Below are 20,241 nucleotides of genomic sequence, written 5' to 3'. Positions count from 1 at the left end.
GTCGTACCGCGTCTCTAGCGGAACGAAGGCTTAAGCGGAATGAAGGCTTTAGCGGAAGGAGGCGATGGTGTCGGCGAGCTGGTCGACCGCCCAGAGGAGATCCTTCTCGGAGATCACGATCGGCGGCGCCAGCCGGATCGTGGAGCCATGGGTGTCCTTGGCCAGCACGCCGCGCGCCATCAGCTCCTTGGACACCTCGCGCCCGCTCGCCAGCGACGGGTCGATGTCGACGCCCGCCCACAGCCCGCGTCCGCGCACCGTGATCACGCCGTGGCCGATCAGCTCGCGCAGCCGCGCGTGCAGCACCTCGCCGAGCTCGGCGGCCCTGGACTGGTACTCGCCGGTGTTCAGGATCTCGATCACCGCGTTGCCGACCGCGCAGGCCAGCGGGTTGCCGCCGAACGTGGAGCCGTGCTGGCCCGGCTTGATCACGCCGAGCACGTCCTCGTTCGCGGCGATCGCCGACACCGGTACGACGCCGCCGCCGAGGGCCTTGCCCAGGACGTACATGTCGGGCACGACGCCCTCGTGGTCGCAGGCGAACGTCTTGCCGGTGCGGCCGAGACCCGACTGGATCTCGTCGGCGATCATCAGGATCCCCTCGGCGGTGCACAGCTCCCGCACCTGCGTGAGGTAGCCGTCCGGCGGCACCAGCACCCCGGCCTCGCCCTGGATGGGCTCGAACAGCACCGCCACCGTGTTGGCGTCGACGGCCTCCCTGATCGCCTCGACCGAGCCGTACTTCACGATCCGGAAGCCCGGCGTGTAAGGGCCGAAATTGTCGCGGGCGTCGGGGTCGGTGGAGAAGCTGACGATGGTGGTCGTCCGGCCGTGGAAGTTGTCCTCCATCACGATGATGTTGGCCTGCTCCGGCTGGACGCCCTTGACCTCGTAGCCCCACTTGCGAGCCACCTTGATGGCGGTCTCGACGGCCTCGGCGCCGGTGTTCATCGGCAGGATCATGTCCTTGCCGGTGAGGTCGCCGAGCCCGGCACAGAACGTGGCGAACTGGTCGTGATAGAACGCACGGCTGGTCAGCGTCAGGTTCTTGAGCTGCTGCTGCGCCGCCTCGATGATCTTCGGGTTGCCGTGCCCGAAGTTGAGCGAGGAGTAGCCGGCCAGGCAGTCGAGGTATCGCTTGCCCTCGACGTCGGTCACCCACGCACCGTGCGCCTCGTGGATCACCACGGGCAGCGGGTGGTAGTTGTGCGCGCTGCGGCGCTCGCTCACTTCGATCAGGTCTGTGGTGGTGCTCATCTTTAGTTCTCCCCCCGGATTTCCAGTGTGCAGCACTTGGGACCGCCGCCTGCCTTGCGCAACTCCGACAGGTCGACGGGGATCGGCTCGTAGCCGCGCCGCTTGAGCTCCAGTTGGAGGTCGCCCGCCTCGGCGTTGATCACCACGTGGGTGCCGTCGCTGACCGCGTTCAGTCCGAGCACCTCGGCGTCGGCGTCGGTCGCCAGCACGGCGTCCGGGAACAGCCGGGCCAGCACCGCGCGGCTGCCCTCGGAGAAGGCGGCGGGGTAGTAGGCGACGTTGCGGCCGTCGATCGGGAACAGCGCCGTGTCGAGGTGGTAGAAACGCGGGTCCACCAGCGTCAGCGAGATCACCGGGCGACCGGTGAACTCCTGCGCCTCCTGGTGCGCCGACAGGTTCGTGCGGAAGCCGGTGCCGGCCAGGATGACGTCGTCGAGCGTGAGGAAGTCGCCCTCGCCCTCGTTGACGTGGCCCGGCTCCTTGACCGGGAAACCGTTCTCGGTGAACCAGCGCAGATAGGCCGGGCCCTCGGCGGCGCGCTGCGGGTAGGCGAACCTGGCGCCGTAGACGCGCCCGCCGACGACCAGGGCGCCGTTCGCGGCGAACACCATGTCGGGCAGTCCCTCAACGGGATCGATGAGGCTGACCTGGTGCCCGAGGCTCTGGTAAACCGATCTGAGGCCCTCCCACTGCCGGATCGCGAGATCGCGGTCGGTGCCGGTCTCGGGATGCATCCACGGGTTGATCGCGTACTCGACCGTGAAGTATTCCGGGCGGCACATGAGGAAGTGCTTGGGCATGCAGGTCTCCGTCGGGGTCGTCGGGGGAGTGTCCCCGAAGGGGACGAAGCCAGCATAAGAATTTATGTTTGCGCAGGCCAAGGGGTTGACATTGCAGGTACGCGCGGGTCTGTTGCGAGTTTCAGCCAACGACCTGCGTTCTGTTGCGCTCACCCGGTGGGGCACCCTCGAACGGGTCCGATCCGGGCTCGGCGCGGCTGGGGAGAGGGGTGTCGGGCACGGCTCCCGGCGGCAGGTCGACGAGCCGTGACAGCACGATCGAGCTCTTGGTCCGCACCACGAACGCCTCCGAGGCCAGCCGCTCGATCACCCGCTCGACGTGGCGCACATCGGTGGCCCGGATGTGCACCAGCGCGTCGGCCTCCCCGGTGATCGTGGCCGCCGCGACGACCTCCGGGCACTTGGCCACGGCCAGCGCGATGTCGGAGGGCTTGGTCTTGCCCTGGCAGAACAGCTCGACGTACGCCTCGGTGGTCCAGCCGAGCGCCGACGGCGCCACCCGGGCGCTGAACCCGGTGATCGCCCCGGCCTCGCGCAGCCGGTCGACCCGGCGCTTGACGGCCGACGCGCTCAGTCCGACCCGGTGCCCGATCTCCGCATAGGTCTGGCGGGCGTCGTCGACGAGCGCCGCGATGATGTCACGATCCAGCCGGTCCAGTTCCACGCGCTCTGTATACAGCCTGGCCAGGCTGGCGCGCGACGAGCGCGCCGGGGGAGACTGGGCATTCGATCTTTCACCGGAGGATGCTGGACAAGTGAGCAGAGCAGCTTTTCCCGAGAACTTCGTCTGGGGAATCTCGACGTCCGCCTATCAAATTGAGGGCGCCAACGTGGCCGACGGCCGGGGCCCGTCCATCTGGGACACCTTTTCGGATTCGCAGACCGCCTGCGATCATTACCACAGATATGCCGAAGACGTCGGCCTGCTGAAAGACCTAGGAGTGACCGCCTACCGTTTCTCGGTGAGCTGGCCGCGGGTGGTCCCCGGCGGCTCGGGGCCGGTCAACGCCGCCGGACTCGATTTCTACGAGAAGCTGGTCGACGAGCTGCTCGGCGCGGGCATAACGCCTTACGCGACGCTTTACCACTGGGATCTGCCGCAGGCGATGGAGGACCAGGGCGGCTGGGCCGCCCGCGACACGGCCGGTCATTTCGCCGATTACGCGCGGGCCGTGCACGACCGGCTGGGCGACCGCGTCGACACCTGGTTCACGCTCAACGAGCCGTGGGTGTCGGCCTTTCTCGGTTACGGCTCCGGCATTCACGCGCCGGGCCGCACCTCGCCGGCCGACGCCTTCAGGAGCGCGCACCACCTGCTGCTGGCGCACGGGCTGGCGACCGGCGCGCTGCGCGCCGCGGGCGCCTCGAAGGTGGGCCTGATCCTCAACTTCGGGCCGGTCATGACGCCCGGCCAGGTCGGCGACCTGTCGATGGAGCTGCCCGAGGAGGACGCCGAGGCGGTGGCCAGGATCGACACGCTGATGCACCGGCAGTTCCTGGAGCCGGTGCTGCGTGGCGCCTACCCCGCCGACCTGCTCCCGCTTGTCGAGCGCACCGCGGGCCTCGACCACATCCACGAAGGCGACCTGGCCGAGATCTCCCGGCCCATCGACCTGGTCGGCGTCAATTACTACGCGCCGACCGTGGTGCAGGCCCAGCCCAGCCAACCGGCCGATCCCGCATATCCGGGAAGCGCCGGAATCCTTTTCTGCACCGTGCCCACGGCGGTGACGGCCATGGGCTGGCCCATCGTCCCGAACGCCCTCCCGCTGCTGCTCCGCCGCCTTTCCCGCGAATATCCCGACACCCAGCTCATGGTCACCGAGAACGGCGCCGACTTCGTCGACGTGATCACCGGAGACGGGATTCACGACGTCGACAGAATCAATTTCATCGAGGAACACCTGCGGGCCCTCCGGGTCTCCATCGAGGAGGGCGCGCGGGTCAGCGGATATCTGCTCTGGTCGCTGCTCGACTGTTTGGAATGGGCAGACGGCTATCAGCGCAAGTTCGGCCTCTACCACGTGGACTTCGCCACCCAGCGGCGGCGGCCGAAGGACAGCGCGTACTGGTACCGCGACGTCATCAAGCGCAACGGCCTGGGCGAGAGCCGCCCGAAACGGCCCACGCTGGAGACCGTGGCCGCCCGCTCCGGGGTCTCCAGGGCCACGGTGTCCCGTGTGGTCAACGGGGAGGCGTCGGTCAGCTCGGAGGTCCGCACGGCCGTGATGCGGGCCGTTCAGGAGCTGGGCTACGTCCCCAACGCGGCGGCCCGCAGCCTGGTCACCCGCCGTACGGACTCGATCGCGCTCGTCCTGTCCGTCCCCAGGCCGGGCGGCGAGGCCCTGACGGCGGCCGTCGTCCAGTACGTCACCAGCGTCCTGGAAGGGGCGGGCAAGCGGATCACGCTCATGGTCGCCGACACGGTGGAGAGCCACCGCCGCATCGTCCAGCACGCCGAGGCCCGCCTCGTGGACGCCGTGATCCTCCTTCCGCCGTCCTCGGACAGGACGGACACGCTGACCGAACGGCTGATCCGCACCGGCCTGCCCACAGTCCTGCTGGGCAAGCCCGCCATCGCCTCCCTCGTCCCCTACGTGGACGTCGACAACGCGGGCGGCGCGGCGGCGGTGACCGACCACCTCCTGTCCGCCGGCCGCCGTCACCTGGGCATCATCTGCGGCCCCCTGGACCTCGTCTCGACCCAGGACCGCCTGACCGGCCACCGGACCGCCCTCGAACGAGCCGGCCGCCACCCGTTGATCGCCACCACCGCCAACCTCACCAGGCATTCGGGCGCGGCGGCGGCCCGGCAGCTCCTCGCGGACAACCCACGTCTGGACGCGGTCTTCGCCACCACCGACCACCTGGCGATCGGCGCGCTGCAGGCGGCGCGTGAGGCGGGCCGCCGGGTTCCGGACGACCTGGCGATCGCCGGCTTCGACGACATAGACGCCGCCTCCTGCACCACCCCGTCCCTCACCACGGTCCAGGCCCCGGTCACCGACCAGGCCATGGCCCTGGCCAGACTGCTCCTGTCGAGGCTGGAAGGCAGGCACACCACGTCGGTCATCGTCCCGACCCGTCTGGTGGTGCGGGAATCCACCTAGGCGGTCACTGTCTCGTAGCGGCGTCCGGCCTGGGCTGCGGCGAGATGGCGGTCCGATCTCTCCAGGAACACTTCCGCCTCCTCGCCGCCACCCGGACGAGAGCCCCATCCACCCCGCCCGAGTGATCAACAGGCTGTCAAAGCGCGTCGGCGAGATAGGGAAAGACTTTGGACACCTTCGCGAGGAGATAGTCCCCATAGGTGCCGCTGAACGCCCGCAGATCCTGCCCGTCCCAGCGCGCCCGCCCGCCGGGCGTGTACGGAAGCGGCGGCACCTCGCAGTCCCACCCGGGATCGAAGAAGAACGGATAACTGAGGCGCTCATTGCCGCTCAGATTGCGCACCCGGTGCGGAGTGGATCGGTAGAGGCCCCCGGTCAGCTTGTCCAGCATGTCGCCGATGTTGCACACGAACGTGCCAGGCAGCGGCGGCGCGTCGATCCAGCCGCGCGTCGTGTGGACCTGGAGGCCGCCGTTGCCGTCCTGGAGGAGGAGGGTGAGCAGGCCGTAGTCGGTGTGCTCCCCGACGCCCCACGCGTCGGTCTCGCCGGGCTCCGCGGGCGGGTAGTGAAATATCCGGAAAAGAATGGTCGGATCGGCGGTGTAGCCGGCGCGGAAATAGTCCTCGCGCAGATCCAGGCTGAGGGCGATCCCCGACATCACCGCCTGGGCGACGCCCGACATCGTGTCGAGATACTCCAGTACGGCCGCGCGCAGCTCCGGCACCTGCTCGGGGAACAGGTTCGGGCCACGCAGCGGGAGGTCGCCCTTCGGCTCCTCGGCGCCGAAGTAGACGCCTTCCTTCTGGTCCGGGCGGCCCGAGGTCAGCTCGCCGCCGACCGGGAAGAAGCCGCGCCAGGCCCGGCCACCGCGCTCCATCGAGATCTCGTTCTTCACCTCGACCGGCAGCTCGAAGAACCTCCTGGCGGCCGCGTCGAGACGGGCGACGAGCTCGGGCGGGACCCCGTGGCCCGAGACGTAGAAGAAGCCGCTGTCCCGGCAGGCGGCGCCGATCCGCTCCGCGACGGCGCCCGTCTCCCGAGAGCCGGAGAGGAGCGGCGAGATGTCGATCACCGGCAATTCACTCACCACGCCATTGTTCCGCATATCCGGCGATTAGCATCGAAAGACAGGACCGCGTTGGAGGCTGCATGCGCTTCACTCGCCGGCACGAGCAGAACCACGGGCACGAATCCGACGAACCAGGACAGGTAACCCGCATCGCCCCCGCCGTCGCCTATGACGGAGACCTCTACCACCTGCCCGACTGGGCGCAGCGCCGCCGCGAGGAACGCGAACTGGGCCGTGCCCACGCCACCGACGGCCAGATCGACACGCTCACCCTCGAAACCGGCAGCGTGCCGCGCTTCCACGAACTGGAGGACGAGCGCCTGGCCGAACTGGCCCAGATCGAGAACCTCACCGAGCGGGAGATCCAGCAGGCCCGCGCCGAGTTCGAGGCGCAGAAGATCAAGCTGACCGAGTCGCAGCGTACGTTCGGCGAGATCCGCAAGGCGCTCGACGACAGCCAGCGCCGGGTCCGGGAGCTGGAACAACCGAGCAGGCGCCCCGGCGACGGCCGCCCGAGCTCCATCGCGCTGTCCGGCAGCCGCTGGCCCGTCGTACGCCGCTGGCTGCCCGCCGCGCTGCTCCTGCTGCTCCTGCTGATCGTCGAGGTGCCCATCCTGTACCAGGTGATCCTGAACTGGGGCGACAGCGTGGCGATGACCGCCCTGCTCGCGGCGGGCGCCGCGTTGATCATGCTGGTCGCCCCGCACATGTACGGGAGGACGTTCCGGGCGTGGCAGGAGAACGGCAGCCCCGCCAAGGGACGCTGGCTGCTGATCGCTGTCGCGCTCGTCTGGCTCGGCCTGATCGTCGCCGTGGCCGTGCTCCGCCGGGAGGCCCTGGTCAGGCCGCTGGTCGTCGACGGCCAGGAGATCGGCCCCACCTCCTCCGGCGTCGGCCTCCTGCCCACCATGATCCTGCTGCTCGCCCTGCTCGTCGCCACCGCGCTGATCGCCGCCGACCTGGGGCGCAGGATGCACAACCCCAACGACCGCCGGCTGCGCGAGCTCCGCGCCAAGCGTGACGCCGAGGCCGTGGCCTGCGCCGCCGCCCAGGCCGACTACCAGCGAGACGCCGGTTACGCCGAGAGTGTCGCCCAGTACCTGCAGGCGGTCGACCGGCGGCTGGCCAGCAGGATGCGGCAGCTCGACAGCGGCTTCGACAGCCTCGGCACCGCGTACCTGGGCGGTGTGGTCGAAGGGCTGCACGACCCGGAGGCGGCCAGTTGGGCCGAACGCATCGTGGCCAGACGCCGCGCCGCCGACACCCGCGGCGCCTGACCGGGACGGTCACGTGGTCGAGAACGTGAACCAGTTGACGTTGACGAAGTCCGCCGGTTGGCCGCTGCTGAACGTCAGGTAGACCGTGTGCGTTCCGGTCACCCCGGAGATGTTCGCGGGAACCGTCCGCCAGCTCTGCCAGCCGCCCGTGTTGCCCAGCGCGAAGTCGCCGATCGGCGTCGCCGTGGGACTGTCGAGCCGCACCTGGACCAGCCCGCTCACACCGCCCGCCGCCCCCGACGCCACCCTGGCCTTGAACTGCCTGGCGGCCTCGGAGCCGAAGTTCACCCCGTCGAAGCGGAGCCAGTCGCCGTTGGCGATGGCGCCGACGTTCTGCCCGCCGCCCGTGTCCGTGGTGGTCTCGACGATGGTGCCCGACTGGCCCTGGTAGCTCTCGGCCTGGATGGTCGAGCGGGCGTCGACCCCGCCGGGCACGGTGGGCGTGACGGTCGGCGTCGGTCCCGTGCTGCCGCTCTGCCATACCGCCACGTAGTCGACGACCATCGGCCGCCCCGCCACGGTGGCCGCGGTCGGCGTCGCGCTGCCGGCCAGCGCGTCCGGGAACGCCCCGCCCATGGCCACGTTGAGCAGCAGGAAGTAGCCGGCGTGCCCGGTCATGCCGGCCCAGGTCCCGGCGTCGAGCTGGCTCTGGCTCACGCTGTGGAACTGCTGGCCGTCCACGTACCAGCGCAACTGGTTGGGACTCACGCTGCGGTCCCATTCGAAGCGGTAGGTGTGGAAGGCTTCCTGGCACGTCGAGCCGGGGCAGGCGCGGCTGGCGCCCAGGCCGGTGGTCTCGTTGCACGGGCCGCCGGGATTCACGCCGCAGTGCAGCACGCCCCACACGGAGTTGATGCCGTTGACGTTCTCCATGATGTCGAACTCGCCGATGCCCGGCCAGTTCCAGTAGTTGCCCCGGTACGGCGAGCCGAGCGCCCAGAACGCCGGCCAGTAGCCGAGGGCGGACTGACCCGTCACGTTCGGCATCTGGATGCGGCCCTCGATGCGCAGCACCCGCCCGTCGGCCGGCTTGAAGTCGGCCCGTGTGGTCTCGACGCGCGCCGACGTCCATTCGCCGGAGCTGCTGCGCTGAGGCGTTATCCGTAGGTTCCCGGCGCCGTCGAGGCCGAGGTTCGAGGACGCGGCCGTGTAGTTCTGGATCTCGCCGGTGCCCCAGTTGCCCGGGCCGCCCGGGTAGCCGTGGCCGGTGTCCACGATCCAGTTGGCCGACGAGGGCGGCGCGCCCGCGGTGCCGTTGAAGTCGTCCGACCAGACCAGTGACCAGCCGGAAGGGGTCGGGGGCACGGCCGCGGAGGCGCTCACGGCCACGTGCACGAGGAGGGCGGCGAGCACCGCCAGCGCCACGGTCACCGCCGCCAAGCGCCTGCGACTCGGTGTTTGCGTTGCCATTCCTTGCTCCTGGGGGATGCGGAGGCTGAGGAGGTTTCAGAGAGCGCTCTCTCACGAGACGTAAACACAGGTGTAACGCCGTGTCAACGAACAGCACGACAGGCTTGACGGGTTGGTGAAAAGGTTGGTGGTCGCCTGGAGAGAGCGCTCTCGGATTCCGGGGTCGTCCGTTTACCGCAGCGCTTTCACAGCAGGTCGACCGGGCTCGCCCCCGCCGCCTCGAACGTCTGCTTCCAGAAGTCCTCCAGCAGCGGGAACCGGTCGGGGCTCGCCGTCTTCTCCCGCAGGAACCCGTGCACGACCACCCCATAGCCGGCCAGGTCCGGCATCAGCTGGGACGCCCGCAACTGCTTGGCCTTCTGCGCGCGGGCGGCCTCGCTCAGGTCGAGCTTGTTGATGTTCAGCTCGCCCCGGTTGTTGATGAGGTCGCTGAACACGATGATCTGATGTGCCTTGTCCGGCTGCCGCTGGGCGCTCATCTGCTTGACCAGGTACCGGAGCGCGCCCAGCACATCCGACCCCTCGCCCTCGGTCGGGCAGTCGAACAACGCGACCGCTCGGGGGAGCACCTCGGTGATGCGATGGGTCCGGATGCGGTCTTCGACGACGGGGTTCGCGTTGGGGTTCTCGGCCTTGGTGGCCGCGATGGAGACCGGGTCCTGGCGGCACGCACTGCTCTCGGAGCTCCCGGTCACGGCGGCGAACGCGATCCAGTCGCAGCCCTGGGCGAAGGCGGGCAGCTTGGAGGTGACATCACTGCGGGAGGTCGCCGGGTCGGCATAACTCGTGGAGTCGACGACCACCCCACACACGGCCTTCGCCTCGTCCCCGCAGGCGCTTACCCCCGCGCCCACCAGGAGCACGACCACCACGAACGCCACCCCGCGCCGCACCCTGCGCCTCCTCGCTCCGGCGACCGGCCGCCCAGGCGTCCGTGGTAACGGCTCCCCCCGAGACCCGACCTCGCCGCCACCTCCGTCCGTCATCGCCTTCCTCCAGCCCCTGTGTCGTCCCGGTCGGGTCCGGTCATCTGGTCGGGTCTAGCCATCCGGTCCGGTCCGGCCACCCAGTCAGGTCCAGCTTCGCGGTCGGATCCAGCCTCGCGATCACGGCCGGTCCCGCGATCAGAGGTGGCCTCCCGATCAGAGGTGGCCACCCGATCAGGCCCGACTTCGGCAACAAGGCCCGGACCGGGGGTGGAGTCGGGGGCGAGGGTCGTGTTGGTGTGCGGGGTAGGAGCAGGGCGGTGGCCCGGATCGGGTGCGGCGTCGGAGCCCAGGTCGGCATCCGGGCCGGAGCTCAGGTCAGCGTCCAGGCTGGAGCCAGGGTCCGAATCGAGGCTGGCATTCGCCTCAAGGTCGGCAACGGACCCAAGGTCGATGTCGGACTCTAAGTCGGCGTCGAAAACGAGGTCGGCGTCTGGGGTCGCATCCCGGGGGAGTGCGCGCCGTGCCTCGCCGGGCAGTGCCCGAGGTGCGACGACCTCGGCGTGCCACACCTCGATCCGCGCCTCGACCTCCTCCATGATCCGCCCGATCTCCTCCCGCCCGGAGACCGCAGCCGCACTATCCCCCGAGGAGTCCATTGCGATGACCTCGCCCTTCCACAGCGACGGGATCTCCTCCTTACGCGGATGAGCCCGCATCACCCCACCCCGATAGGCGGCGATGAGCTGCTCGGCCCTGGCATGTACGGTCTCCACCGCGTGGTTGCGCTCGATCAGCGCGCTCTCCCACTCCTGCGTGAGCCGCTCGATCTGCGCCCTGGCCCGATGAACCGTGTCACCGGCCTCCTGCACCACAGCCCTACGCCGCGCCTCGGCCCGCCGCCGCCTGGCCTCCGCGATGGAGATGAAGGCATCCTCGTCGCCGCCCGAAGCGGTGGCACCGTGATCATCCGCCGGAGAGGCACCCTTGGCGCCGGGCGCGTGCCCGTTGACGTGATCGGCGACCGGCCGCAGATCGGCCCGCCCGAGCTCACGCAAGATCGTCTCCCGAGCCCCCACCGCCCGCTCAAGCAGCGCGGTCCTGGTGGCCGCCAGCCGCCGATCAACCTCGGTGACGCGCTCACGCGCCCGAGCCCGTACCTCGGTCACATAAGAAGGCTGGAACTCCGGATCCGTGAATTCCCCAAGCGGATGCTGCCGGGCATCCCGCATCCCCTGCCGACGCGCTTCCTCCCGCTCGGCCAGCGGATCGCCCGCCCCCCACTTGAACAGCCGCGACAAGAACGCCATCCGCGTCTCCCGGCACAGAACCGCTACCCGACTAGACCCCCACCCTAATCGCTCAATCCCCACTCAAAGCGGCTCCAGCCAAGCCAACCCCGCCACCCAACCAGCCAACGCGACACCCGACCAACAAGCACGCCGTATCGGCGGCCGACCCCGTACCGGTCAGAGGCCGTCTTCCTGGAGGCCCCCGCCACGGTCGGCGGGTGGCGGGTTCCCCATGCGTGCCGTACAGGAAGAAAAGCCCTAAGCCCCGCTGCCGCATCGGTGGCTCGCCACCACGGGCGGTGGCTTGCCATTGCGGCGGCGGCCCGCTGCCGAACCCAGGGCCCGCCACCAACGCCGCCGAACCGATGTCCTGCTGCTCGTGACCGGCATCGGGGCGGCGGGCCCAGTTCGGGGCACCCACTTGACTCCGTATCGCTTTTCGATACCATCGACAAACGATAATATCGATGAACGATGTGGAGCAGCGCTGTGTCTCTCAACAGATCCACCCCAATGAAATGGACGGCGATCACCGTCCGCGTCCTCCTGGTGCTGTTCGCCGGAATGATGATCTACACGGTCGGGGGCACGGCCTTGACCGGCGGAGAGAACGCCTACTACGCCCACGGCGAGGCCCACAGCCTGGTGTGCGCGTTGGCGCCGGGCATAACCGCCGTAGAGGGCAACTTCCTAGAGAATCCCCAACGCCAGAAGCCCGCGCCCACGCGCTCCGTCTACGACGACGCCTACCCCGTGAAGAAAGGGGTCGAGTTCCAGACAGGGCCGCCTGAGATCTGTAAGGACGACTCCACCCTCGGCACCCAACTGCTGTACCAAACCTCGCGCTTCGCCACCCCGTTCATGCTGCTCATCGCGCTCTTCCTCCTCGAACGGCTGATCAGAGACGCGCGACGGGAGAACGGGTTCGACGAGGTGATCGTCCGCAGGCTGTGGTTCCTTGGGGTGTTCCTCGCGGTGAGTACACTGGCGGCATCGATCTACACGACCATCGTTGAGACCGGCCTGGCCGTATCGATGGTGGACAGCACCGTCAGAAGCCCGTGGAATATGGCGCTGTTCGGCTGGGTCGTCCCGTGGGCGTACCTGGTGGCCGGGCTCGGGCTCGTGGTGATGTCGAAGGTCGTCCGCGCCGGCGCGCACATGCGCGAGGAACTCGAAGGAACCGTCTGATGCCGCCCGCCGAAAACCCCGAGCACGCCGTCGAGGTGCATCTGGATCAGTTGCTCGAAGAGCGCGGCATGACGCTCGTGGAGCTGGCCGACAGGGTGGGGATCACCAACGTGAACCTGTCGATCCTCAAGAACAACCGCGCCAAGGCGATCCGGTTCTCCACGCTGAGCAAGATCTGCGAGGTCCTCGGCTGCCAGCCCGGCGACCTGCTGTCCTTCACCCCCCGCTCCTGACGAGACGTTGCCCCCGTCAGGGGCCGGGAGCAACAGTAAAAGAGAAACGCCATCCCCGGGACACGTCGTCACGGGGATGGCGTAGCAGGAAGAAGATCAGCCCTTTTCGGCTTCTCCGGTGGCCTGCTCCATGGCGTCTTCGGGGGACGCCTCCAGGTCCTGTTCGGCGTCGGCGCCCGCCTGGGCGGAGGCCTTGTCGAGGCGGACCCAGCTGGTCACGCTCTCCACCGCGAACAGCACGAACAGGTACGCCGTCAGCACCGCCAGCACCGGCGTCAGCCAGCCCAGCGCCGCGCCCACACCGATGATCAGCAGCCGCAGCTCCCAGCCGAGCCCCGCGTGGAAAACCCAGGCGGGCGGCCAGATGCTCTGCCGCGTCCGGTAGACGGTGTCGTACGTGTGATAACCCACCACGTACACGAGCACGAACAGCAGCCACTTCGGCACGTCGGCCGCCAGCCCCACCACGATGATCGTGAGGAACTCGGCGCCGCGCAGCAGCGGCGGGGTGAGCCAGTCGAGGCGGCCCAGGTGGTCGCGTGGCGCGGTCGGCAGCACCAGCAGGAGCATGAGCAGCGGTGGCACGAGCAGGATCGGGCCAGGCTTCAGCACCCCGGCGACCGTGATGGCCACGACCGCCAGCAGGGCGATGAGCGTGGCCGGCACCGGTGGGATGCCCTTGCCGATGCGGCCGGCCAGCGCGTGGACGAGAGGGCCGTCGTCGCGGTAGGCGAGTAGGCGGGCGGTCTGGATGCGGCGGCGTTCCTCGTCGGGATCCGGCGTGGGGGTGCCTGCGGCCAGTGGTGCGGTGATCATGCGAGCGACCTCATGAGGCGTCCGGTGAGGGTGTAGGCGGCGGCGACGGAGCCCCAGATCACCAGCGTGAGGAAGGTGATGCGGGCGTCGAAGAGGGCGGCGGTGATCGCGATGGCCGCGAACCGCTCGCCGATGGGGAAGACGATCATCTTACGCGCCCAGTGCACCGCTCGGAACCGCCCGGCGCGGCTCCACATCTTCAGCACGCCGCGGATGCCCTGGCTGCGCTCCACCTTACGCCGCTCCAGCGCCTTGCGCAGGGCGCGGTCATCGGGGGCGTCCAGGGGAAGCGTGGGCAGCTGGGCGGGCGGCTTGCGGCGGTTGGAGATGCCGAAGGAGAAGTCGAGCAGATGGCGTACGGACTGCAGACCGAGTGCCGCCAGCGCGAGGATCCAGATGTCGTCGCCATGACCCGACACGACCCAGCCGACGGCCAGACCGGCGAAGACGACGTACTCCTTGAACCGGTCGAAGGTGGCGTCAAGCCACGCGCCGAGCACGCCGAACTTGCGGGCGTAGCGGGCGACCTGGCCGTCGACGCAGTCGAAGACGAAGGCGAAGTAGATCAGCACCCCGCCCGCCACCATCCACGGCCGCTCGCCGGTGGCGAAGCAGGCCGCGGCCAGCACGCCGAGGGCGATCGAGATGAGCGTCACCTGGTTGGGCGTCAGGCCCCGCCTGGCGGCCCACCGGGCGATGAAGCGGGAGTAGGTGGAGACGAAATAGGTGGTGAAGAAGCCGTCCGCGCCCTTGACCGCGTTGTCCAGCCTGGCCCGGTCCTCGTCGATGCCGGACATCTCGGTGGCGGCCTCGTTGGCCTCCTCCTGAGTGGTGACCCGGCGGTAGAAGAGGTCGCGGCGGCCGCGGATGCCGACCGACATGCCGTTGCGGACCAGGCCGAAGACGATCAGCTGGATCAGGTCGTCGTCGGCGCCGAACGCGTCGGCCATGCCGGCGAGCTCACGGCAGGTCTCGGCCAGCAGGGGAGCGTTCCTGGCGCTCACGTGCAGGGGACCGAGCAGCACTGTGTTGGGTCTGGTCACCGCGTGGTTGGCGGTGCCGACGGAGATGATGCGGGACTTGCCGGCGCGCGCGCGGACGGGCAGCCCTTCGAGGGTGTTGAGCCCGATCTCCGGCTCCGCCTCGTCGATCGGGACGATCTCCTCCTGCGCCTGATCGGCTGTGTCCGGACGTGGCTCCTTGGCGACGAGGGCCAGCGCACCGCGCTTGGCCTTGGTGATCTGGTAGATCAGCTCGTCGTGGACGATCGAGTTGTCCGGGATCAGGAACAGGTTCTCCGTTGCGGACTCGGCGACATCGGCCAGCGCGCGCAGAGCGGTGGCCAGGTCGCCGGGCTCGATCATGGCCGGCTGCGGATCCAGGGAGAGGATCTGGCTGCGCAGCCGTTCGGCCACGGTGGGATTGCCAGGCAGCGCGGCCAGCCTCAGGCCGGTCGGAGCGGTGTCAGGGCCGGGCGAAGAGCCCAGCAGGACCACGCGGGTCATGACTCCCTTTCGAGGCGGTTGCGGGGGGTTGAACAACGGGTAGAGCGGGGACGGACGTCAAAGTCTAGTGAGGGTTCCACAAAGTCGCTCCATCCGAGGTCCGCGAAGCCGCTCCAGCCGAGCATGACCTTCGCGCGCCATAGGATAGGCGAGTGAGTCTCTATCGTGACGAGGGCGTCATTCTGCGTACGCAGAAGCTCGGCGAGGCCGACCGCATCGTCACCATCCTGGCCAAGCGCACCGGCAAGGTCCGGGCGGTCGCGAAGGGCGTGCGCCGCACCACCTCGCGCTTCGGGGCCAGGCTGGAGCCGTTCACCCACGTCGACCTGCAGCTTCACACCGGCCGTACGCTCGACGTCGTCACGCAGGCGGAGACCATCAGGCCCTACGGCGAGGCCCTGGCGATCGACTACCCCCGCTACACCGCGGGCACGGCGATGCTGGAGACCGCCGACCGGCTGACGCACGGCGAGAAGGAGCCGGCGCTGCGGCAGTTCCTGCTGCTGGTGGGCGGGCTGCGCACGCTGGCCGACGGCGAGCACGAGGCCAGGCTGGTGCTCGACGCCTACTTCCTGCGTTCGCTGGCGGTCGCCGGCTACGCCCCCGCGCTGGACGCGTGCGCCAGGTGCCGGGCCCCGGCGATCAGGGCGTTCGCCATCGTGGCAGGTGGCGTGGTGTGCGGGGCGTGCAAACCGGCCGGATCGGTGGTGCCCGCGGGGGAGACGATCGGGCTCATGACCGCGCTGCTGCGCGGCGACTGGGCCGCGGCCGACGCGTCACAGGCGCGGCATCGCGGCGAGTGCAGCGGCCTGGTCGCCGCATATCTGCAATGGCACCTCGAACACGGAATACGCTCTCTCCGACACGTAGAGAGGGAGCCCGTGTGAACGTCCGACCACCGACCCCGCACCCGTCCGGCGCGGTCCCGCCGCCGATCCCGCGTGACCTGGTGCCCAAACATGTGGCCATCATCATGGACGGCAACGGCCGCTGGGCCAAGGCCCGCGGGCTGCCACGCACCGAGGGGCACAAGGCGGGCGAGGCGTCGTTGTTCGACGTCATCGAGGGCGCGCTGGAGCTGGGCATTCCCTACCTGTCGGCATACGCCTTCTCCACGGAGAACTGGAAGCGCTCGCCCGACGAGGTCCGCTTCCTCATGGGCTTCAACCGCGACGTCATCCGCCGCCGTCGCGACGAGTTGCACGCGATGGGCGTACGGGTGCGCTGGGCGGGCAAGCCGGGCCGGCTGTGGAAGAGCGTGATCTCCGAGTTGCAGAGCGCCGAGGAGCTGACCGAGCGCAACCGCAAGCTGACGTTGCAGTTCTGCGTCAACTACGGCGGCCAGGCGGAGATCGTCGAGGCCGCGCTGCGGCTGGCGAACGACATCGCGGCGGGCCGGGTCAAGCCGTCGAAGGTCAACGAGAAGGTGTTCGCCCGCTATCTCGACGAGCCGGAGATCCCGGAGGTCGACCTGTTCGTGCGGTCGTCGGGGGAGCAGCGGTTCTCCAACTTCCTGCTGTGGCAGTCGGCCTACGCCGAGATGGTGTTCCTCGACCGGCTCTGGCCGGACTTCGACCGCCGCGACCTGTGGGAGGCGTGCGAGATCTACGCCAAGCGCGACAGGCGCTACGGCGGGGCGCTGCCGAACCAGGTCTAGAGCACCTCCGACGATGAGTCGTCGAGATTACATTTCATGACATGTCATGTCTTGTTGCGGTCAGACCCTTGCAAAGCTGACACGTTCTCTCCACTGTTCTCCCCATAGGCGTAAAGATCAGCTCTACTCCCATGGCGTGAAGGAGAGCGTGTGCCGTCCACCCCCCATTGGCGTGCGATATTGATCGCGGTCGCCGCCGCTGTCACCCTCATCCTCCCTCAGGGCGTGGCCCAAGCCGCGCCCGACCCGGGCAAGATCAACAAATCCGTCCAGGCCGACCTGGCCGCCGACGGAAAGGCCACCTTCTGGGTACGCATGAAGGGCACCGCCGACCTCAGCGGCGCCCGCCGGGCCACGACCAAGGACGACAAGGCCGAGCAGGTCTTCGAGGCCAAGACTGCCAAGGCCGACACCTCGCAGGCGGCCCTGCGGAAACTCCTGGAGTCCCACCAGGCCGACTACACCCCGTACTGGATCGTCAACGCCGTCAGAGTGACCGCCGACGCCAAGCTGGCGGCCGAGATCGCCGCCCTGGCGGACGTGGAGCGCATCGACCCGGTACGGACCGTGTCGCTGCCGAAGCCGGACCCCGGTAAGGCCGAGGCGAAGGTCAACGCCGTCGAGTGGAACATCGACCGGATCAACGCCCCGCGCGTCTGGAACGAGTTAACCGACCGCGGCGAAGGCATCGTGGTCGGCACCATCGACAGCGGCGCCCAGTTCGACCACCCCGAGCTGGCCGCGGCCTACCGTGGCAGGAGCCCGGACGGCTCCCTCGACCACAACTACAACTGGTTCGACCCCGCGCACATCTGCCCGAGCGCGGTGCCCTGTGACAACCTCGGGCACGGCACGCACGTCATGGGCACCATGGTCGGCGCCAACGGCATCGGGGTCGCGCCGGGCGCCAAGTGGATCGCCGCCAAGGGCTGCGAGGTCAACACCTGCACCGACGCCTCGCTGCTCGCCGCGGGCCAGTGGATGCTCGCCCCGACCGACCTGAACGGCGCCAACCCGCGCCCCGACCTGGCCCCCGACATCGTCAACAACTCCTGGGGCGGCGCCGGCTTCGACCCCTGGTACAAGGAGACCGTCGAGGCGTGGATCGCCGCCGGCATCTTCCCGGCCTTCGCCAACGGCAACGAGGGGCCCGCCTGCCGTACCAGCGGGTCGCCCGGACAGTACGCGATCAGCTACAGCGCGGGCGGCTTCGACATCAACAATGTTCTGTACGCCCGCTCCAGCAAGGGCGAGGGCGAGAACGGCGAGATCAAGCCGAACCTCGCCGCCCCCGCCGTGAACGTCCGCTCCTCGGTGCCCGGCAACGGCTACGACAGCTACACGGGCACGTCGATGGCCTCGCCGCACCTGGCGGCGACGGTGGCGCTGATCTGGTCGGCGTCTCCCGGGCTGCAGGGTGACGTGGCCGCCACCCGGCCGCTGCTCGACAGCACCGCGATCGACGTCAACGACACCAGTTGCGGTGGCACCGCCGCCGACAACAACGTCTGGGGCGAGGGCCGCCTGGACGCCTTCGCCGCGGTGCAGGCCGCGCCGCGCGGGGGTCTCGGCGACCTCAAGGGCACGGTGACCGCCGGGGGCAGCCCGGTGTCCGGTGCCACGGTCAACCTGTCCGGGCCGCTGAGCCGTACGGTGATCACGGGGTCGGACGGGACGTACGCCATCCCGCGCCTGCTGCCGGGCGACTACCAGATCGCCGCGGAGAAGTTCGGCTACGACAAGGGCACCGCGACGGCGACGATCACGGCCGAGCAGAGCACCACGGCCGACGTGGCGATGACCCTGCAGGCCGCGGGCGTGGTGACCGGCACGGTCAGCACGGCGGGCACGCCGGAGCCGGGCGCCAAGATCGAGGCGGTCGGCACGCCCGTCAGCGCGGTCACCGACGCCGCGGGCCGCTACCGGCTGTCACTGCCGAACGGCACCTACGACCTCAAGATCACCCCAGTCTCCCGCTGCTCCAGCGGCGCCACGGCGTCCGTCACGGTGGCCGGGGACGTGACCAAGGACATCGAGCTGCCGTTGCGTGGCGACAACTTCGGCTACACCTGCCGGAGCGCCGCTGAGCCATACGTCGCGGGCACCGAGAAGCTCGCGCTCACGGGCGACGACGAGGCGCAGCAGGTGAACCTGCCGTTCCCGGTCCCGTTCTACGGCGTGGGGCAGAGCCGGGCGTGGATCAGCACCAACGGGTTCGCCACCTTCGCCACCGACAAGATCGTCACCGGCAGCAACGGCCGGCTGCCCAGCACGGCTACGCCCAACAACGCCGTCTACCCGTACTGGGACGACCTGGTGGTGGACGCCGACAGCGGTATCTACACCGGCGTCACGGGTACGGCGCCGCACCGCCAGTTCGTGGTCGAGTGGCGCAACGTGAAGTTCTACTCGGCCACCGACCAGCGCGTCTCGTTCGCGGCGCTGCTGGGCGAGGACGGGACGATGAGCTACCGCTACAAGGACATCGAGAGCGAGCGCGACAAGGGCACCAGTGCGACGGTCGGGGTCGAGAACGCGGCGGGCACCGACGCGTTCCAGTACTCCTACGAGGAGGTCGCACTGGCCAACGGGCAGAGTCTGACGTTCATCGCTAGCAGGCACGGCCTGGTGACGGGCACCGTCACCGACGCCAACGACGGCAAGCCGCTGGCGGGCGCGACGGTGAAGGTGGGCGACGTGGCCACCTACACCACCGGTGAGGACGGCGCCTTCTACGGGCAGGTCCTGGCCGGCGACTACGAGGTGCAGGTGTCGAAGGAGCATTACGGCACGTTCACCAAGACCGTGACGATCGCCCCGACGACGGTCACCAGGATCGACACCGCGCTGATCACCGGCCGGGTCAGCCCCTCGGTGAGCGAGCTGACCGTGGTGCTGCCCACGAACGCCACCCGAACCCGCACGATGGAGCTGACCAACCTCGGCTCGCCCACGGCGTACACCGTCACCACCGATCCGGCACAGGGCTGGATCGGCGTCACGCCGACGGCGGGCGACCTCGCCAAGGGGCAGGCGGTGACACTGAAGGTCACGGTGTCCAGCGCCGGCGTCCTGCCGGGCACGCTCCGCTCGGGCAAGCTGATCGTGAAGTCGGCCAGCGGGCGGCAGCCGGTCATCGAGATCGCGGTGACGGTCGTGGTGCCCAAGCTCCAGGTGGCCGTGGAGGCCGGCGGCACCAAGGCCGTGACCGACACCGCGGGTGACGCCTGGACGCCCGACAAGAAGTACACCGCGGGCGGTTACGGGTACATCGCCACCTCGACCAGTACGAGCACCTCGTCCAAGACCATCAAGGGCACCGACGACCAGGCGCTGTTCAAGACGGCTCGCGAGGGGATGCTGGAGTACCGCTTCGACAACGTGCCGGCCGGGACGTACACCGTCGAGCTGGACTTCGCCGACGTCAAGTCGACGCAGATCGGCCGCCGGGTCTTCGACGTGCTCGTCGAGGGCCAGCTCGCGATCCCGGCGCTCGACCTGGCGCTGGAGGCGGGCACGTACACGGCCGTCAGCAGGCAGTACACGGTGAAGGTCACCGACGGCCAGCTCAACGTCCGCTTCGCCACGCGGGAGGGCAAGACGATCGTCAACGCCATCCGCATCTCGGAGCGGCCCGACAAGGTCTCGTGAAATAACCCGGGCCCGCCTCTGGGGCGGGCCCGGGAGCCTCTTGGTGA

General features: G+C 69.3%; 16 protein-coding genes. 7 read left to right on the top strand and 9 right to left on the bottom strand.

Annotated elements, in window-relative coordinates:
- Window positions 1-48: 48 nt before the first annotated feature.
- From rocD to KLK06_RS26645, 3 genes are all read right to left on the bottom strand, one after another.
- Complete coding sequence (gene rocD, locus KLK06_RS26655) at window positions 49-1,257, bottom strand: ornithine--oxo-acid transaminase (RefSeq protein WP_214638355.1); 1,209 nt, start codon at window positions 1,255-1,257, stop codon at window positions 49-51.
- Between the two features lie 2 nt (window positions 1,258-1,259).
- Window positions 1,260-2,057: a dimethylargininase gene (ddaH, locus tag KLK06_RS26650; protein WP_214638354.1), complete on the bottom strand. Its 798-nt coding sequence runs from the start codon at window positions 2,055-2,057 to the stop codon at window positions 1,260-1,262.
- Between the two features lie 121 nt (window positions 2,058-2,178).
- Window positions 2,179-2,721 (bottom strand): Lrp/AsnC family transcriptional regulator, encoded by a 543-nt coding sequence (locus KLK06_RS26645; protein ID WP_214638353.1) that lies wholly within the window; start codon window positions 2,719-2,721, stop codon window positions 2,179-2,181.
- Window positions 2,722-2,812: 91 nt separating this feature from the next.
- Between KLK06_RS26645 and KLK06_RS62455 the strand changes: the two genes are divergently transcribed.
- Window positions 2,813-5,167, top strand: a complete 2,355-nt coding sequence (locus KLK06_RS62455) for a GH1 family beta-glucosidase (protein ID WP_308168455.1) — start codon at window positions 2,813-2,815, stop codon at window positions 5,165-5,167.
- 136 nt (window positions 5,168-5,303) lie between these two features.
- On the opposite strand, the gene KLK06_RS26635 is transcribed toward KLK06_RS62455, so the two are convergent.
- Window positions 5,304-6,254: an isopenicillin N synthase family oxygenase gene (locus KLK06_RS26635; RefSeq protein ID WP_214638351.1), complete on the bottom strand. Its 951-nt coding sequence runs from the start codon at window positions 6,252-6,254 to the stop codon at window positions 5,304-5,306.
- Window positions 6,255-6,316: 62 nt separating this feature from the next.
- Between KLK06_RS26635 and KLK06_RS26630 the strand changes: the two genes are divergently transcribed.
- Window positions 6,317-7,513 carry a hypothetical protein gene (locus KLK06_RS26630; RefSeq protein ID WP_214638350.1) on the top strand — a complete coding sequence of 399 codons (1,197 nt, stop codon included), beginning with the start codon at window positions 6,317-6,319 and terminating at the stop codon, window positions 7,511-7,513.
- A gap of 9 nt (window positions 7,514-7,522) precedes the next feature.
- On the opposite strand, the gene KLK06_RS26625 is transcribed toward KLK06_RS26630, so the two are convergent.
- From KLK06_RS26625 to KLK06_RS26615, 3 genes are all read right to left on the bottom strand, one after another.
- The gene (locus KLK06_RS26625) at window positions 7,523-8,923 is read right to left on the bottom strand and encodes a glycoside hydrolase family 16 protein (protein ID WP_214638349.1); all 1,401 of its coding nucleotides are present in this window, start codon (window positions 8,921-8,923) and stop codon (window positions 7,523-7,525) included.
- Between the two features lie 185 nt (window positions 8,924-9,108).
- Complete coding sequence (locus KLK06_RS26620; RefSeq protein ID WP_214638348.1) at window positions 9,109-9,816, bottom strand: hypothetical protein; 708 nt, start codon at window positions 9,814-9,816, stop codon at window positions 9,109-9,111.
- Window positions 9,817-9,905: 89 nt separating this feature from the next.
- Window positions 9,906-11,159: a hypothetical protein gene (locus KLK06_RS26615; protein WP_214638347.1), complete on the bottom strand. Its 1,254-nt coding sequence runs from the start codon at window positions 11,157-11,159 to the stop codon at window positions 9,906-9,908.
- Between the two features lie 471 nt (window positions 11,160-11,630).
- Between KLK06_RS26615 and KLK06_RS62450 the strand changes: the two genes are divergently transcribed.
- Window positions 11,631-12,332: a DUF2975 domain-containing protein gene (locus KLK06_RS62450; protein WP_214638346.1), complete on the top strand. Its 702-nt coding sequence runs from the start codon at window positions 11,631-11,633 to the stop codon at window positions 12,330-12,332.
- Complete coding sequence (locus KLK06_RS26605; RefSeq protein WP_214638345.1) at window positions 12,332-12,565, top strand: helix-turn-helix transcriptional regulator; 234 nt, start codon at window positions 12,332-12,334, stop codon at window positions 12,563-12,565. Before KLK06_RS62450 ends, KLK06_RS26605 begins: the two co-directional genes overlap by 1 nt.
- A gap of 96 nt (window positions 12,566-12,661) precedes the next feature.
- Here KLK06_RS26605 and KLK06_RS26600 read toward each other — a convergent pair whose 3' ends face one another.
- Window positions 12,662-13,381: a DUF5941 domain-containing protein gene (locus tag KLK06_RS26600; RefSeq protein WP_214638344.1), complete on the bottom strand. Its 720-nt coding sequence runs from the start codon at window positions 13,379-13,381 to the stop codon at window positions 12,662-12,664.
- Window positions 13,378-14,886: a CDP-alcohol phosphatidyltransferase family protein gene (locus KLK06_RS26595; RefSeq protein WP_214638343.1), complete on the bottom strand. Its 1,509-nt coding sequence runs from the start codon at window positions 14,884-14,886 to the stop codon at window positions 13,378-13,380. Before KLK06_RS26595 ends, KLK06_RS26600 begins: the two co-directional genes overlap by 4 nt.
- A gap of 152 nt (window positions 14,887-15,038) precedes the next feature.
- On the opposite strand from KLK06_RS26595, the gene recO reads away from it, so the two are divergent.
- The 3 genes from recO to KLK06_RS26580 all read left to right on the top strand — a co-directional run bounded on the left by recO (window position 15,039) and on the right by KLK06_RS26580 (window position 20,194).
- Complete coding sequence (recO, locus tag KLK06_RS26590) at window positions 15,039-15,773, top strand: DNA repair protein RecO (RefSeq protein ID WP_214638342.1); 735 nt, start codon at window positions 15,039-15,041, stop codon at window positions 15,771-15,773.
- Window positions 15,770-16,543, top strand: coding sequence for an isoprenyl transferase (locus tag KLK06_RS26585; protein ID WP_214638341.1), 774 nt, complete (start codon window positions 15,770-15,772; stop codon window positions 16,541-16,543). The genes recO and KLK06_RS26585 overlap by 4 nt, the downstream gene beginning before the upstream one ends.
- Before the next feature lie 150 nt (window positions 16,544-16,693).
- The gene (locus KLK06_RS26580; protein ID WP_214638340.1) at window positions 16,694-20,194 is read left to right on the top strand and encodes a S8 family serine peptidase; all 3,501 of its coding nucleotides are present in this window, start codon (window positions 16,694-16,696) and stop codon (window positions 20,192-20,194) included.
- Window positions 20,195-20,241 lie beyond the last annotated feature (47 nt).

Source organism: Nonomuraea sp. NEAU-A123 (genome assembly GCF_018603905.1).
Lineage (GTDB): Bacteria > Actinomycetota > Actinomycetes > Streptosporangiales > Streptosporangiaceae > Nonomuraea.
The sequence above is the reverse complement of the archived record's forward strand: the minus strand, read 5'-3'. Positions and strand labels throughout refer to the sequence as shown.